Raw genomic sequence first — 14,712 nt, 5'->3', positions numbered from 1 at the left:
TTGCAGAAGCGCACTTGCCCGCGAAACGTATCCTGTCAGTTGGTAGATAACTGATATACCACCATCGCAGGCAAGCGCATTCCCATCGTTAGTGCGCTTGCCCTACTCCATACCATTTTAATTTATTGGCAATCGTTGTATGGGAAACACCCAATCGCTTTCCCAATAACCGACTACTGGGATGCCCTGCGTAAAGTTGTTCGAGCACCGCTTTTTCGAAACGCCCGACAATATCTTCCAAGCCCCCTTCCAGCGAAAAATCCCCCAGCGGCTGACGTACACCGTAATCCGGCAAGCGAATATGCTCAGCCTTGACCAGCCCACCCTCGCATAACGAAACCGCCTGAAACAGCACGTTTTCCAACTGCCGAACATTGCCGGGCCAGTGATATCGACCTAGGCGCTCCAATGCGGCGGGCGCAATACGCGGCAACGGACAACCAATCTGCCGGCTGGCCTGATCAAGAAAGTGCTGAACCAGAGGTTCGAGGCCATCGAGACACTCACGAAGCGGCGGAATGTGCAGCGACAACACGTTAAGCCGATGATAGAGGTCCTGACGAAATTCACCCCGCGCGCACAACTCGGACAAATCGACTTGCGTGGCACAGATCACCCGCACGTCCAGGTACACCTCTTCATCACTGCCTACGCGGCGAAAGCAGCCTTCTTGCAGATAACGCAACAGTTTCGCCTGCAAGCGGGCGCTCATTTCCGCCACGCCATCGAGAAACAACGTACCGCCCGCCGTCAGCTCCAGCAGCCCCAGCTTGCCCTCGACCCGCGCACCTTCGAACGCACCCGGCCCGTAACCGAACAGCTCGGTCTCGGCCATGGATTCGGACAGCCCTGCGCAATTGAGCGCCATCATCGGCGACTGACCCCGTGGACTCGACAGGTGACAGGCGCGTGCCAGCAGCTCCTTGCCGGTTCCGGTTTCTCCCTCTATCAACAGCGGCGCATCCAGCGGGGCCATGCGCCGAGCTTCACGTACCACCGCCGCCATGACTCTGGAACTCTGGAAGATGCTATCGAAGCCGCGCAACTCCTGCTTGCGCACGTTATAGATGTGCTCACCGACCCGATCGGCGCGATGCAGGGTCAGCACCGCGCCGGCCATCGCCTCGCTGTCTTCATGTTCGGACTGCAGCGGCGCGATGTCAGCGAGAAAGACATCGCCCTTCACCTTCACCCGCAGACCGTTGATACGGGAGCGATTGGCGCGCACCAGCTGCGGCAGGTCGAAGTCTTCGGCGTAGCGCGACAGCGCAATACCCGGCACCTCATCGACGCGCACACCTAACAACTGCGCCGCCGCCCTGTTCGCCGCGACAATCGAACCGCCCATGTCGATGGACAGCACAGGAAACTCCAGCGCGCCGAGCAATGCATTCAACTCCATATGCCTACGCTCGCTGGGCATCAACCCCACGCGCTTGACGCCGAAAACACCGGGGATCGTTTTGAATTTGGGCACCAGCGCCTGAAATTGCAGATTGATCAGATTCGGGCAGCGCAGATAGATCGCGTCGCCGTGCTCGCCTCCCACTTCGCCGCTCGAGACATTGACGCCATAGGAGACCAGCAATTCAAGGATGTCGCGCAGGATCCCGACGCGGTTCTGGCAGTGCACTTTGATACGCATGGCGAGTCGACTCTTCCGAACAGGCAGACTTTTTGTGATGAAGCGAAGTTTACCGTCAAGAATACGTTACGGCGCAAGCTCGGCAGAGGCTTGTCGGAAATGGATTTGAAGCCTTATTCATCCAGCTGTCAGGTTTTCTTTACGACCACGCGCTGAATCAGCACTGCGAACAAGTGTTCGCCTGGGTGCAAACGGCGCCGAAAAAGGTATCTATAAGCCCATGCAGGTCATGAGCCTGCACCGTATTGCTCCAGATAAAAACAAGCCATTCAGGAGAGCAGCATGAGCACGCAGTACGTCGCCCGCGAACCGGACGCCACTGGCTTCATCGATTACCCCGACGCCGAACATCAGGTATGGACTACCCTGATCACCCGTCAGTTAAAAGTGATCGAAGGCCGCGCCTGTCAGGAATACCTTGACGGTATCGAACAGTTGAAGCTGCCTCATGATCGAATCCCGCAGCTGGATGAAATCAATCGCGTACTCGGCGCCACGACAGGCTGGCAGGTCGCGCGGGTTCCGGCGCTGATTCCCTTCCAGACCTTTTTCGAATTGCTGGCCAGCAAGCGGTTTCCCGTGGCCACGTTTATTCGCACCGAAGAAGAGCTGGACTATCTGCAAGAGCCCGACATCTTTCATGAAGTTTTCGGACACTGTCCGTTGCTGACCAACCCCTGGTTTGCAGAATTTACCCACACCTATGGCAAGCTCGGGCTGGCAGCCAGCAAAGAGCAGCGGGTGTATCTTGCTCGTCTTTACTGGATGACCATCGAGTTCGGGCTGGTGGAAACCGTACAGGGCCGCAAGATCTATGGCGGGGGCATTCTTTCTTCACCCAAAGAGACGGTTTACAGCCTGTCGTCGACCCCGGACCATCAGCCATTTGATCCGGTAGAAGCAATGCGCACGCCGTACCGCATCGACATTCTGCAACCGCTGTACTTCGTCCTGCCGGACCTCAAGCGTCTGTTCGATCTCGCGCACGAAGACATCATGGGCATGGTCCAGACCGCGACTCAGCTGGGCCTGCATGCGCCTCGCTTTGCGCCTAAAAAACAGCCACCTAAAACAAACGCCGCCTGAACAAGGACACCGTTATGCCCTCTTTAAATCAAGCCCACTGCGAAGCCTGCCACGCCGACGCCCCGCAAGTCAGCGAGGTCGAATTGCCGGAGCTGCTGCGCCAGATTCCGGACTGGAACATCGAAGTCCGTGACGGCGTGATGCAGCTGGAAAAGGTCTTCGTGTTCAAGAATTTCACATTTGCGCTGGCGTTTACCAACGCGGTCGGCGAAATTGCCGAGGCCGAGGGTCATCACCCCGGTCTTCTGACCGAATGGGGCAAAGTGACCGTGACCTGGTGGAGCCATTCCATCAAAGGGCTGCACCGCAACGACTTCATCATGGCCGCCCGTACCGACGAGGTGGCCAAAGGCGCCGAGGGCCGTAAGTAAATGCATTTTTCACAGATTCAGCGCGTACCGGACGATCCGATCCTGGGCTTGATCCAGGCCTATGCCAAAGACCCGAATCCGAACAAGTTCGATCTGGGCGTGGGCGTGTACAAGGATGCGCAGGGCCTGACCACCATTCCGCGCGCGGTCAAGCTGGCCGAGCAGCGTCTGGTGGATTCGCAGCCAACCAAGTCCTACATCGGCGGTCATGGCGAACCTCGCTTCGGCACGCTGATCTGTGATCTGGTGATGGGAGCCGATTCGCCGCTGATCCAGCACAAACGCGTCGGTGCTACCCAGACCCCTGGCGGTACCGGCGCGCTACGTCTGTCCGCCGATTTCATCGCCAATTGCCTGCCGGGCAAAGGCATCTGGCTGAGTGATCCGACCTGGCCGATTCACGAGACGATCTACGCCGCTGCTGGCTTGACGGTCAATCACTACCCGTACGTAGGCAGCGACAACAAACTCAACGTACCGGCCATGTTGGAGACGCTGAACACAATCCCGCAAGGCGACGTGGTGCTTTTGCATGCGTGCTGCCACAACCCGACCGGCTTCGACCTCAGCCACGAGGACTGGCGCCAGGTATTGGAGATCGTCAAACGCCGCAACCTTCTGCCGCTGATCGACTTTGCCTACCAGGGTTTCGGTGATGGTCTGGAAGAAGACGCCTGGGCCGTTCGCCTGTTCGCTCGCGAACTGCCGGAATTGCTGATCACCAGCTCCTGCTCGAAGAACTTCGGCCTGTACCGCGAACGTACCGGCGCGCTGCTGGTGTGTGCCGACAACAGCGAGAAACTTGCGGATGTGCGCAGCCAACTGTCGGCAACGGCTCGAAACCTCTGGTCCAACCCTCCGGATCATGGTGCAGCGGTAGTGGCCGAGATTCTTGGCGATCCCGAACTCAAGGCCTTGTGGGCCGATGAAGTGGAAGAAATGCGCAGCCGCATTGCGCAGTTGCGCAAGGGTCTGGTCGAGGCACTGACACCACTGGGCCTGGGCGACCGCTTCGCGCACATCGGCGTGCAGCGCGGTATGTTTTCCTACACCGGCATGAACGACGATCAGGTCGCGCGCCTGCGCAAAGAGCACAGCGTGTACATGGTCGCCGCAGGTCGGGCCAACGTGGCGGGTATCGACGCTGCACGGCTGGGTGCACTGGCTGCCGCGTTTGCCGCGGTTTGCAAGGACTGAGCAACACCGAAACTCCCGCAATAACACGGCTTGACAGCGGTGGCGCCTTCGAGGTCGCTGCCATTGGCAAGCCGTGCAACAGCGATCTTGGGTCAGTCTATCCCTGCAAGGTGAGCTTGCCGTGGGGCTTTGGTTGTAGGACTCATTCGCCACTACATGACCAACGGCCATCAATAAAAAGTCTGTTTGTCATTTGTTGTGCTGTATCCTCCTTTGGCGTTTTTGGACGCGCTGTGTAAATCAACAGCAAGAAAACTTGTGAGGAGCGACGATATGCATGAAATCCCAAACTTCCCCTTCCCAAGCCAAACCCAGCAAAGCGCAGCAGCCCGTCAGGAACTTGGTCAGCCGATCGAGATGAAAGCCGGTGCAAAAGATGGTGATAGCAAGAAAGCCCAAGGCCAACGCTGAAGGCTGATTTTCAGCCCCTATGCAAGAGCGTCTGCCAGGCGTACTTCCATAAGGGCTGAAACGTTCCGGAATCCGATAGCCATGACCGAATTCACCGAAACCCAGGCCCAAGCCTTGATTGGCACAGCCGAAAAAATGATCGAAATCTGGGACCGTCTGAGCCCTGAAAAACAACAAGCATTGCTGGCGCGCTTCGGCACCCAGGAAAATGCCCTCGCCGCTTTGGTCACGACGCAGCTCGTGGCACCCGCCGCAGAATAAGCAAACAGCCCGGCACATCCGCGTTCGATTCAACGCAGATTCACCCTTCGGTTGCCATGAACGGCTGCCATGAATGGCAAAGCCCCATTATCATGTGCCGCAGCGCTTGGCTTTCAAGCGTCTACGCTTCATTCAGTCTCCGCCCTACCGTACCTCCCCAGCCGTAAACGTGGATCACGCCCATGCCAGACGCTTCGAGCGCCGCAACTGAACGCACTGCCAACGCCAAACCAATGGCCGTCACCCTGCAGGTCGTTTCAATCGTCCTGTTCACTTTCATCGGCTACCTGAACATCGGTATCCCCCTGGCAGTGCTGCCAGGCTATGTGCACACCGACCTTGGCTTCGGCGCGGTAGCGGCGGGTCTGGTCATCAGCGTCCAGTATCTGGCTACCCTGCTCAGCCGCCCGTACGCCGGGCGCATCATCGATAACAAGGGCCCGAAGAAAGCGGTGATCATCGGCCTGTTCGGCTGCGGCCTGAGCGGCGTGTTCATGCTCCTGGCTGGCTGGCTCGATGCCTGGCCGATGGCGAGCCTGATCAGTCTATTCGTGGGCCGTTTGGTACTCGGCAGCGCGGAAAGTCTTGTCGGCTCGGGCTCTATCGGCTGGGGCATTGGCCGGGTGGGCGCGGCGAATACGGCCAAGGTGATTTCCTGGAACGGCATCGCCAGCTACGGCGCGCTGGCCATCGGTGCGCCGTTGGGCGTGTTGCTGGTCAACGCGCTGGGACTCTGGAGCATGGGGGTGAGTATCATTCTGCTGGCGGCGCTGGGCATTTCCCTGGCCTGGAAGAAAACACCCGCCCCCATCGTTCAAGGCGAGCGCATGCCGTTCCTGCATGTGCTGGGTCGCGTATTGCCACACGGTACCGGCCTTGCGCTGGGCTCGATCGGTTTCGGCACCATTGCCACCTTCATCACCCTGTATTACGCCAGTCACGCCTGGCCGAATGCGGTGCTGTGTCTTAGCCTGTTCGGCGCCTGCTTCATCGGCGCGCGGCTGCTGTTCGGCAACATGATCAACCGCATCGGCGGCTTTCGCGTGGCGATTGCCTGTCTGTCGGTGGAGGCGCTGGGGCTGCTGCTGTTGTGGTTGGCACCTAACCCCAATCTGGCGCTGGCCGGCGCCGCGCTGACGGGTTTCGGTTTCTCGCTGGTGTTCCCGGCGCTGGGGGTCGAGGCAGTGAATCTGGTCCCAGCGTCCAGTCGCGGCGCGGCCGTGGGCGCATACTCGTTGTTCATTGATCTGTCGCTGGGGATCACCGGGCCGGTGGCGGGCGCCGTGGCAGCAGGCTTCGGCTTTGCCTCGATCTTCCTGTTCGCGGCCCTGGCGTCATTGGGTGGGTTGGGGTTGAGCGTTTATTTGTACAAGCAGGCGAAGGCGATGCGGGACAAGGTTACCGATCTGTAGCCAGCAAGCAGTCCTCTGTCGTTGCCTGCCTTGCTGGCGGCAGCGAATTCGACGATGCCACCACTGGCAAGCCGGGCTGCTACCGAAAGAACGGGCAAACCTCTAGAAATCCACCTTGCCCCGCCCTGCCTTGATCGAAGCGCGTTTGGACTTTGATTCCAGTCTGCGGGTTTTCGAGCCCAGGGTAGGCTTGGTCGGACGTCGTTTCTTCTCCACCTTCGCAGCGTTGACGATCAACTCGCCCAGCCGCTCCAGCGCGTCGGCACGATTCTGTTCCTGCGTGCGGTATTGCTGGGCCTTGATGATGACCACCCCATCGCCGGTGATTCGACTGTCGGGCAGCGCCAGCAGCCGCTCCTTGTAGAACGGCGGCAATGACGACGCGTTGATATCGAAGCGCAGATGTACCGCGCTGGAGACCTTGTTGACGTTCTGACCGCCGGCGCCCTGGGCACGAATGGCGGTCAGCTCGACTTCGCTGTCAGGCAGGTGAACGTTGTTGGAGATGATCAGCATAAAGTTGGTGCTGCCTGCCCTGTTGATAACCTGTAGGAGCGCGCTTGCCCGCGATCGCGGTTTGTCTGCGACACATTTGTCGTCTGACACTAAGCTATCGCGGGCAAGCGCGCTCCTGCATCGACTGCGGCCGGCGTGAAAATATGGCGGATTTCGCGCCGCCTTCGCCTTACTTGATGATCGAAGTCCGCTGCGCCATCGACTCGCCGTTGGCATGGCGTTTGTTCTTGATTACGTAGAACACCCACATCGCCACCAGCCAGACCGGAATCGCGTACACCGACACCTGAATTCCCGGAATCATCAGCATGATCGCCAGGATCAACACCACGAACGCCAGACACAGATAGTTGCCATACGGGTACCACAGCGCTTTGAACAGCGGTTGCAGGCCCTTGCGCGCCATGTGCTGACGGAACTTGAGGTGCGAGTAGCTGATCATCGCCCAGTTGATGACCAATGTCGCCACTACCAGGGACATCAGCAGCTCCAGCGCGTTTTGCGGGATCAGGTAGTTGAGCAACACCGCAATCAGCGTCACGGCCGCCGACACCAGAATTGCCCGCACCGGCACGCCTCGACGGTCGACCCGCGCCAGGGATTGCGGCGCGTCGCCCTGCTCGGCCATGCCGTACAGCATCCGCGCGTTGCAGTAGGTGCCGCTGTTATAGACCGACAACGCTGCCGTCAGGACCACGAAGTTCAGGATATGCGCAGCGGTGGTGCTGCCCAGCATCGAGAACACGTGCACGAACGGGCTGCCGCTATAGGCATCGCCAGACGCATTCAGGTCACCCAGCAGCGCATCCCACGGCGTCAGCGACAGCAGCACCACCAGCGAGCCGATGTAGAAAATCAGGATGCGGTAGATCACCTGATTGATCGCTTTGGGGATGATGACTTTCGGCTGATCGGCCTCGGCCGCGGTGAAACCGAGCATTTCCAGGCCACCAAAGGAGAACATGATGAACGCCAGCGCCATCACCAGACCGCTCACCCCGTTGGGGAAAAAGCCGCCGTGCGCCCACAGGTTGCTCACCGATGCGTAAGGTCCACCATTGCCGCTGGCCAGCAGATAGCTGCCCAGCGCGATCATCCCCAGAATGGCCACGACCTTGATGATCGCGAACCAGAACTCGGCCTCGCCGAAGACTTTGACGTTGGCCAGGTTGATGATGTTGATCATCACGAAGAACGCTGCAGCCGACGCCCAGGCCGGGATTTCCGGCCACCAGTACTGCACGTATTTACCGACCGCGGTCAGCTCGGACATGCCTACCAGGATGTACAGCACCCAGCAGTTCCAGCCGGACAGAAAGCCCGCGAAACCGCCCCAGTATTTGTGTGCGAAATGGCTGAAGGACCCGGCGACCGGCTCTTCGACGATCATCTCGCCGAGCTGGCGCATGATCATGAAGGCGATGAAGCCGCACAGGGCATAGCCGAGAATCATCGACGGACCCGCCGATTTGAGGACCCCCGCCGATCCCAGGAACAGGCCTGTGCCGATGGCGCCACCGAGGGCGATCAGCTGGATATGACGGTTTTTGAGACCACGCTTCAAGTCTCCCGAATGGGACATGTGTTCACTCATTGGATAGTCACCTTTTTGTTCTTGTCTGTGACGGAATCGAACCCGACGCGCTCATGACGCGGCGGAGTGAAACGGAGTGGGTAACCCCGAGTTTTGTGGCGTCCATACGCCGATGAATCACAGAAAAAACGCGGCGCATTGTACACCGCAAATACATGCGAGGCAGGAACGAGTGTTCGCCATCCCTTCTAGGAGTCAGCAAGTCGGCTCCCGCAAGTGAACACGTACGGCTTCAGGCACAGCGCCAAGACAGCTCTCAAATGCGATCAAGTAAAAAAAAACGCCAGTCACAAGGACTGGCGTTTTTCATTTCAGGGTGTGATCACTCAGGCTTGCGGCGACCGAAGCCGGGGCGCTGACCGGCACCGGCCGGCGCGCCGCGACGCTTGCCCGACGGGGTCTTGTCGTCGTCAACCAGTTTGATCCCAGGACGCGTGCTCTTGGGCTTGGCCGGGCGCTTGTTCATCTCGCTCGGACGCTCTGCCACCGGAGTGCCACGGCTGCTGTCGGTGCGACCGCCCGCCGCTGGACGCGGGGTACGCGCCGGACGACCGCTATCAGCCGGCTTGCGGGCCGGGCGCTCGCCATCGGCCAGACGCGGCTCGCGCGCAGGACGATCGGCAGGTGCCGCATCCTTGGCCGGACGCAGCTGACGCACGCGTTCGCCTTTGCCCAATGGGCGCGAAGACTGGCGCTGCAGACGCTCAAGCTTGTCCTTGGTTTTGGCGTTCATTTGCGGCATGGCGACCGGTTTCAGGCCGACTTCGGCGCTGAGGATGTCGACTTCCTGCTGACTCATTTCGCGCCAGCGGCCCATCGGCAGGTCGGAGTTCAGGAACACCGGACCGAAACGCACGCGCTTCAGACGGCTGACCACCAGCCCCTGGGATTCCCACAGACGACGAACCTCACGGTTACGGCCCTCCATCACCACGCAGTGATACCAGTGGTTGAAGCCTTCACCGCCCGGTGCTTGCTGAATGTCGGTGAAACGCGCCGGACCGTCTTCGAGGATCACGCCGTTTTTCAGACGCAACAGCATGTCGTCATCGACTTCACCGCGCACGCGGACCGCGTACTCACGGTCCATTTCGAACGACGGGTGCATCAGACGGTTGGCCAGCTCACCGTCGGTGGTGAACATCAACAGACCGGTGGTGTTGATGTCCAGACGACCGATGTTGATCCAGCGGCCCTCTTTCGGGCGCGGCAGGCGATCGAACACGGTCGGACGGCCTTCCGGGTCGTCACGGGTGCAGATTTCACCGTCTGGTTTGTTGTACATGATGACGCGGCGCACGGTTTCGGCCGCTTCTTCGCGACGGATAACCCGGCCGTCGACGGTGATGGCGTCGTGCAGATCGACGCGCTGACCGAGGCTGGCCTGTACGCCATTGACCTTGATGCGGCCTTCGCCGATCCAGGCTTCGACGTCACGGCGCGAGCCAACGCCAATGCGCGCCAGCACCTTTTGCAGTTTTTCGCCTGCTGGGCCGATTTCTTTGTCCTGCTTGTCCTGTTCACTCATCTGGGCACCTCCCGGTGTGTCGAATCAGAGCGTGCGCGAGTGGGCACGGCCTGTTGCCTGCTCTGGACCAGAGCGACTCTCTGGTGCCGAAGGGGCTGAAAACTGAAGCTTGTGGCGAGTGTGGATCGCCAAAAGGTCGCGAATCATACGCTCATGACGTGCGTTGCGCATCAGAGACTAGACGAAAATATCGGGTACTCAGCTTGAGCTACTTCTTTTTCCGCCGACTGGAACCCTTGAGCTTGATCAGGCGCAGGGCCGATTCGGCCAGGACCGAGCGCTTCTCGTCCTTGTCCATCTTCTTCCACGACTTGATCTCGCGCTTGCTGCGACCGCAGCCGATGCAGATGTCGTCGTCGAATTTGCAGAGGCTGATGCAGGGGTCTTTGGTGCTCATGGGGTGGCCTGAATATGGGTTAGCGCTGCGCACTAACTGCGGGAGTGAGCTTGCTCACGAAGAGGCCGAAACATCCGCAGCTTGATCTGCGCCCCAGACATTGCCTTCGTGAGCAAGCTCACTCCCGCAGTTCGTACCTACCTTGAGACCCGCAGCGAGCATCTCCGGCTCATTTGTCAGAGAAGATCTTCATCGTCCGCAGGACCGTCTTCCCATTCAGACTCTTTATCGGTCTCATCGAGCAATAAATCGTCGAAGTCAATTTTCAGCCCCTCTTCCATCGTGTCCAGCTCGGCCAACAGACTGCGGAAGCTGGTTTCGTCCCGTGGCGCTTCGGCTTCGACCTCTGGGTCAGGTTCCAGGCTGGCGTCGGCCAACGCCTGCAGATGTGCGGGAACCGGGGCGTCGTCGAAGTCCAGCACCGGCTCTGCTTCCATTTCCCGCAGGTCCGCCAGAGGCGGCAGCTCATCCAGGCTTTTCAGGTTGAAGTGGTCGAGAAAGCCCTTGGTGGTGGCGAACATCGCCGGTTTGCCCGGCACATCGCGGTAGCCGACGATCCTGATCCACTCGCGCTCCAGCAATGTCTTGACGATGTTGCTGTTGACCGCCACACCCCGCACATCCTCGATCTCGCCGCGGGTGATGGGCTGGCGATAGGCGATCAGGGCCATGGTTTCGAGCAAGGCGCGGGAATAGCGTTGCGGGCGTTCTTCCCACAATCGCCCGACCCATGGCGCGAACTTTTCTCGGATTTGCAGGCGATAACCCGAAGCAACTTCCTTCAATTCGAAGGCCCGGTTGTCGCAGGATTTGCCCAGCAGCGTCAGCGCTTTCTTGAACACCGCGGGCTCCGGGCGCTCGCCCTCCTCGAACAGCTCGTACAGCCGCTCCAAAGATTGCGGTTTACCGGAGGCCAGCAGGAAAGCTTCGAGCAGCGGCGCGAGTTCGCGGGGTTCGTTCAGGTTCATCGATCAGCTCTTGCTCTTTATTCGGCTCGCGCGCGCACATGAATGACTGCGAAAGGTTCGTTCTGCACCAGCTCCACCAGTTGTTCCTTGACCAGCTCAAGGACCGCCATGAAGGTCACGACCACACCCAGACGTCCCTCCTCTGCGGTGAACAGCTCGGCGAACGGCACGAAACCGGCGCCCTTGAGCCGCTCCAGCACGTCGCTCATGCGCTCGCGGGTGGACAGCGCCTCACGGCTGACCTGATGACTTTCGAACATGTCGCCACGGCGCAGCACCTCGGCCATGGAAACCAGCAGTTCTTCCAGCGACACATCCGGAAGCAGCTTGCGTGCTCGGGCCTCGGGGGCGTCGAGTTTCGGCACCACCACGTCGCGACCGATCCTGTTCAGAGTGTCGATGCCTTCAGCAGCAGCCTTGAAGCGTTCGTACTCCTGCAGGCGACGAATCAGCTCGGCACGGGGGTCGTCCTCTTCCTCTTCGGCCACCTCCGAGCGCGGCAACAACATGCGCGACTTGATCTCGGCAAGCATCGCGGCCATCACCAAATACTCGGCGGCCAGCTCCAGACGCACGGTTTTCATCAGCTCGACGTAGCCCATGTACTGACGAGTGATCTCTGCCACCGGGATGTCGAGGATGTTGATGTTCTGTTTGCGGATCAGGTAAAGCAACAGGTCCAGCGGACCTTCGAAGGCTTCGAGGAAAACTTCCAGCGCGTCGGGAGGAATGTACAGGTCGAGCGGCATCTGCGTGACGGCCTGCCCGTAGACCATCGCAAACGGCAACTCCTGCTGCGCGTCGGCCTGCGGATCCAGCGTCTGGGCGTCGGTCACTCGACTTCGACCCCGAACGGCGTCGGGTCGCCACATCCGACGCGCACCACTTGTGGCTCTTCTTCGGACAGATTGATCACGGTGGACGCCGATATTCCGCCCTCGCCGCCATCGATGATCAGATCGACATGATGCTCGAGCACCTGACGCATCTCGTAGGGGTCGCTCATCGGGATGGTCTCGCCCGGCATGATCAGGCTGACGCTCATCAATGGCTCTCCCAGTTCCTGAAGCAGCGCCTGGGCGATGGGATGCTTGGGCACCCGCAGGCCAATGGTGCGACGTTTTGGGTGAAGCAGCAGTCGCGGCACTTCACGGGTCGCGCCAAGAATGAAGGTGTAAGGGCCGGGCGTATGCGCCTTGAGCAGGCGAAAAGCGGCGGTGTCCACCTTGGCAAAGAGTCCCAGCTGCGACAGATCGCAGCACATCAGCGTGAAGTTGTGCTTGTCGTCCAGATCGCGAAGACGGCGAATGCGATCCAGCGCCGCCTTGTCGCCCATCTGGCACCCCAGGGCATAAGAGGAATCGGTCGGGTAAACCACCAGACCGCCTGCCTTGATAATGTCCACCGCCTGCTTTATCAGGCGCGCCTGCGGGTTTTCCGGGTGGACCTGGAAAAATTGACTCACGGTATCTTCCTGTTCAGACGGCAGTAGGCTGGTCATGTTTGAATCGCCCCCAAAGTGGCGGCAGGTCCTCCGGCAGCGGGCGATAGACGCCAATCTCGGACCAGGCGCCAGGCGCATGAAAATCACTGCCGGCGCTGACCAGCAGACCGAACTCACGGGCCAGAATGGCCAGGCTGCCCACTTGATCGGCAGGCTGCAGGCCATTGACCACTTCCATCGCATGGCCGCCCGCCTGAATGAAATCGGCGACCAGCTTGCGGCGTTTGCTGCGGGTGAAGTCGTAATGCCACGGGTGCGCCAGACTGACCCAGGCACCCGCCGCGCGCAAGGTCGCGACCGTATCTTCCAGGGTCGGCCAGTGCTGCTTGACGTCACCCAGCTTGCCAGCGCCCAGCCATTTGCGGAACGCTTCGGCGCGATCCTTCACGAAACCTTCATTGACCAGAAAGTCCGCGAAGTGCGGTCGGGCCGGCGCGTTGCCGCTGTCGCCGAGCGCCTGTTGCACCGCTCGGGCACCTTCCAGCGCTCCGGGCATACCTTTCATCGCCAATTTGCGACTGATTTCTTCGGCACGCAACCAACGACCGGTATGCAATCGCTCAATGGCATCGAGCAAAGGCCGTGCATCGACATCAAAACCATAGCCAAGAATGTGGATAGTGGCACCGCCCCAGGTGCAGGACAGCTCAATGCCGTCGACCAGTTGCATATCCAGTGCAAGCGCCGCCGCGCGGGCTTCTTCGAGTCCTTCGATGGTGTCATGGTCGGTCAGCGCAAGCACCCGCACGCCGTTATCAAAGGCACGGGCGACGAGTGCCGCAGGCGCTAGAGCGCCGTCGGAGGCGGTGCTGTGACAGTGCAGGTCAACATTCATAGGGGCGCTTTCGCAGTCATTGATGTTTGTTATTATGCCGTCACATCCAGCTTCTGGCTCTTACTGTGAAACAATTCATCGACTTCATCCCGCTCATCCTGTTTTTCCTCGTTTACAAAATCAGCCCCCAAGCCGTCGATATCCTGGGCCACAGCTTCATGGTAGGCGGGATTTTCAGCGCCACCGCGGTGTTGATCGCCAGCTCCATCGTGGTCTACGGCATCCTTTATATACAGCAGGGCAAACTGGAGAAAAGCCAGTGGCTGACACTTGCTGGCTGCCTGGTGTTCGGCAGCCTGACGTTGGCCTTCCACAGCGAAACCTTCCTCAAATGGAAAGCGCCGGTGGTCAACTGGGTATTCGCGCTGGTGTTCGCTGGCAGTCACTTCATCGGTGATCGACTGCTGATCCAGCGCATCATGGGCCACGCGCTGACCCTGCCGCAGGCAATCTGGACCAAACTGAACATCGCCTGGATCGTGTTCTTTCTGTTCTGCGGCGCCGCCAATCTGTATGTCGCATTCACATACCAGGAATTCTGGGTCGACTTCAAAGTCTTCGGCAGCCTGGGCATGACCCTGATTTTCCTGATCGGCCAAGGCATCTTCCTGGCCCGTCACCTTCACGATGCCGACGCATCGACCCAGCCTTCAACAAAAAAGCCCGAGGACTGAAATGCTCTACGCAATCGTAGCAACGGACGTCGCCAACTCACTGGAAAAACGCCTCGAAGCGCGCCCTGCGCATCTGGAGCGCCTGACCGCGTTGAAAAACGAAGGACGTGTCGTGCTGGCAGGACCTCTGCCCGCTATCGACAGTAATGACCCAGGCGCCGCAGGTTTCACCGGCAGCCTGGTCGTCGCCGAATTCCCCTCCCTGAGTGCCGCACAGGCCTGGGCGGATGCCGATCCGTATATCAAGGCCGGCGTCTACGATAAGGTCGTGGTCAAGCCTTTCAAGCAAGTCCTGCCTTAAGATCTCCCCTGA

The 14,712-nt window shown here is 59.8% G+C and carries 17 protein-coding genes; 8 read left to right on the top strand and 9 right to left on the bottom strand.

Annotated elements, in window-relative coordinates; genetic code table 11:
* Nucleotides 1-88: 88 nt before the first annotated feature.
* Nucleotides 89-1,645, bottom strand: coding sequence for a sigma-54-dependent transcriptional regulator (locus tag CE491_RS06135; protein WP_110947467.1), 1,557 nt, complete (start codon nt 1,643-1,645; stop codon nt 89-91).
* Between the two features lie 282 nt (nt 1,646-1,927).
* Between CE491_RS06135 and phhA the strand changes: the two genes are divergently transcribed.
* The 6 genes from phhA to CE491_RS06110 all read left to right on the top strand — a co-directional run bounded on the left by phhA (nt 1,928) and on the right by CE491_RS06110 (nt 6,383).
* Nucleotides 1,928-2,731, top strand: coding sequence for a phenylalanine 4-monooxygenase (gene phhA, locus CE491_RS06130; RefSeq protein ID WP_110947466.1), 804 nt, complete (start codon nt 1,928-1,930; stop codon nt 2,729-2,731).
* Nucleotides 2,732-2,745: 14 nt separating this feature from the next.
* Complete coding sequence (locus tag CE491_RS06125) at nt 2,746-3,102, top strand: 4a-hydroxytetrahydrobiopterin dehydratase (RefSeq protein ID WP_110947465.1); 357 nt, start codon at nt 2,746-2,748, stop codon at nt 3,100-3,102.
* Nucleotides 3,103-4,299 (top strand): amino acid aminotransferase, encoded by a 1,197-nt coding sequence (locus CE491_RS06120; RefSeq protein ID WP_110947464.1) that lies wholly within the window; start codon nt 3,103-3,105, stop codon nt 4,297-4,299. It abuts the gene before it with no gap.
* A 273-nt stretch (nt 4,300-4,572) separates the two neighbouring features.
* Entirely contained in the window at nt 4,573-4,710 is a 138-nt protein-coding gene (locus tag CE491_RS30190) for a hypothetical protein (RefSeq protein ID WP_199885010.1), read from the top strand.
* A gap of 81 nt (nt 4,711-4,791) precedes the next feature.
* A complete protein-coding gene (locus CE491_RS06115; RefSeq protein WP_110947463.1) occupies nt 4,792-4,971 on the top strand; it encodes a hypothetical protein in 180 nt (59 codons plus the stop codon).
* A 182-nt stretch (nt 4,972-5,153) separates the two neighbouring features.
* Nucleotides 5,154-6,383 carry an MFS transporter gene (locus tag CE491_RS06110; RefSeq protein WP_110947462.1) on the top strand — a complete coding sequence of 410 codons (1,230 nt, stop codon included), beginning with the start codon at nt 5,154-5,156 and terminating at the stop codon, nt 6,381-6,383.
* A gap of 102 nt (nt 6,384-6,485) precedes the next feature.
* Here CE491_RS06110 and arfB read toward each other — a convergent pair whose 3' ends face one another.
* The 8 genes from arfB to CE491_RS06070 form a co-directional block, all read right to left on the bottom strand.
* On the bottom strand, nt 6,486-6,899 hold the full coding sequence (gene arfB / locus CE491_RS06105) for an alternative ribosome rescue aminoacyl-tRNA hydrolase ArfB (protein ID WP_110947461.1): 414 nt from the start codon (nt 6,897-6,899) through the stop codon (nt 6,486-6,488).
* A 169-nt stretch (nt 6,900-7,068) separates the two neighbouring features.
* Complete coding sequence (locus tag CE491_RS06100; RefSeq protein WP_110947460.1) at nt 7,069-8,493, bottom strand: amino acid permease; 1,425 nt, start codon at nt 8,491-8,493, stop codon at nt 7,069-7,071.
* A 322-nt stretch (nt 8,494-8,815) separates the two neighbouring features.
* Nucleotides 8,816-10,021, bottom strand: coding sequence for a 23S rRNA pseudouridine(2605) synthase RluB (rluB, locus tag CE491_RS06095; protein ID WP_110947459.1), 1,206 nt, complete (start codon nt 10,019-10,021; stop codon nt 8,816-8,818).
* A gap of 208 nt (nt 10,022-10,229) precedes the next feature.
* A complete protein-coding gene (locus CE491_RS06090; protein WP_110947458.1) occupies nt 10,230-10,418 on the bottom strand; it encodes a DUF1289 domain-containing protein in 189 nt (62 codons plus the stop codon).
* A 176-nt stretch (nt 10,419-10,594) separates the two neighbouring features.
* Nucleotides 10,595-11,386 (bottom strand): SMC-Scp complex subunit ScpB, encoded by a 792-nt coding sequence (scpB, locus tag CE491_RS06085; RefSeq protein WP_110947457.1) that lies wholly within the window; start codon nt 11,384-11,386, stop codon nt 10,595-10,597.
* A gap of 17 nt (nt 11,387-11,403) precedes the next feature.
* Nucleotides 11,404-12,102: a segregation and condensation protein A gene (locus tag CE491_RS06080; protein ID WP_199885012.1), complete on the bottom strand. Its 699-nt coding sequence runs from the start codon at nt 12,100-12,102 to the stop codon at nt 11,404-11,406.
* 116 nt (nt 12,103-12,218) lie between these two features.
* The gene (locus CE491_RS06075) at nt 12,219-12,851 is read right to left on the bottom strand and encodes an L-threonylcarbamoyladenylate synthase (RefSeq protein ID WP_110947496.1); all 633 of its coding nucleotides are present in this window, start codon (nt 12,849-12,851) and stop codon (nt 12,219-12,221) included.
* A gap of 13 nt (nt 12,852-12,864) precedes the next feature.
* Nucleotides 12,865-13,725: a PHP domain-containing protein gene (locus CE491_RS06070; RefSeq protein WP_110947455.1), complete on the bottom strand. Its 861-nt coding sequence runs from the start codon at nt 13,723-13,725 to the stop codon at nt 12,865-12,867.
* 65 nt (nt 13,726-13,790) lie between these two features.
* Here CE491_RS06070 and CE491_RS06065 point away from each other — a divergent pair, with 65 nt between their 5' ends.
* Nucleotides 13,791-14,399 (top strand): septation protein A, encoded by a 609-nt coding sequence (locus CE491_RS06065; RefSeq protein WP_110947454.1) that lies wholly within the window; start codon nt 13,791-13,793, stop codon nt 14,397-14,399.
* 1 nt (nt 14,400) lies between these two features.
* The gene (locus CE491_RS06060) at nt 14,401-14,700 is read left to right on the top strand and encodes a YciI family protein (RefSeq protein WP_110947453.1); all 300 of its coding nucleotides are present in this window, start codon (nt 14,401-14,403) and stop codon (nt 14,698-14,700) included.
* Nucleotides 14,701-14,712 lie beyond the last annotated feature (12 nt).

The sequence above is a fragment of the Pseudomonas bohemica genome, assembly GCF_002934685.1.
GTDB classification, from domain to species: Bacteria; Pseudomonadota; Gammaproteobacteria; order Pseudomonadales; family Pseudomonadaceae; genus Aquipseudomonas; species Aquipseudomonas bohemica.
Note: the sequence above shows the minus strand (reverse complement) of the source record. Positions and strands in the feature narration are given on the sequence as shown.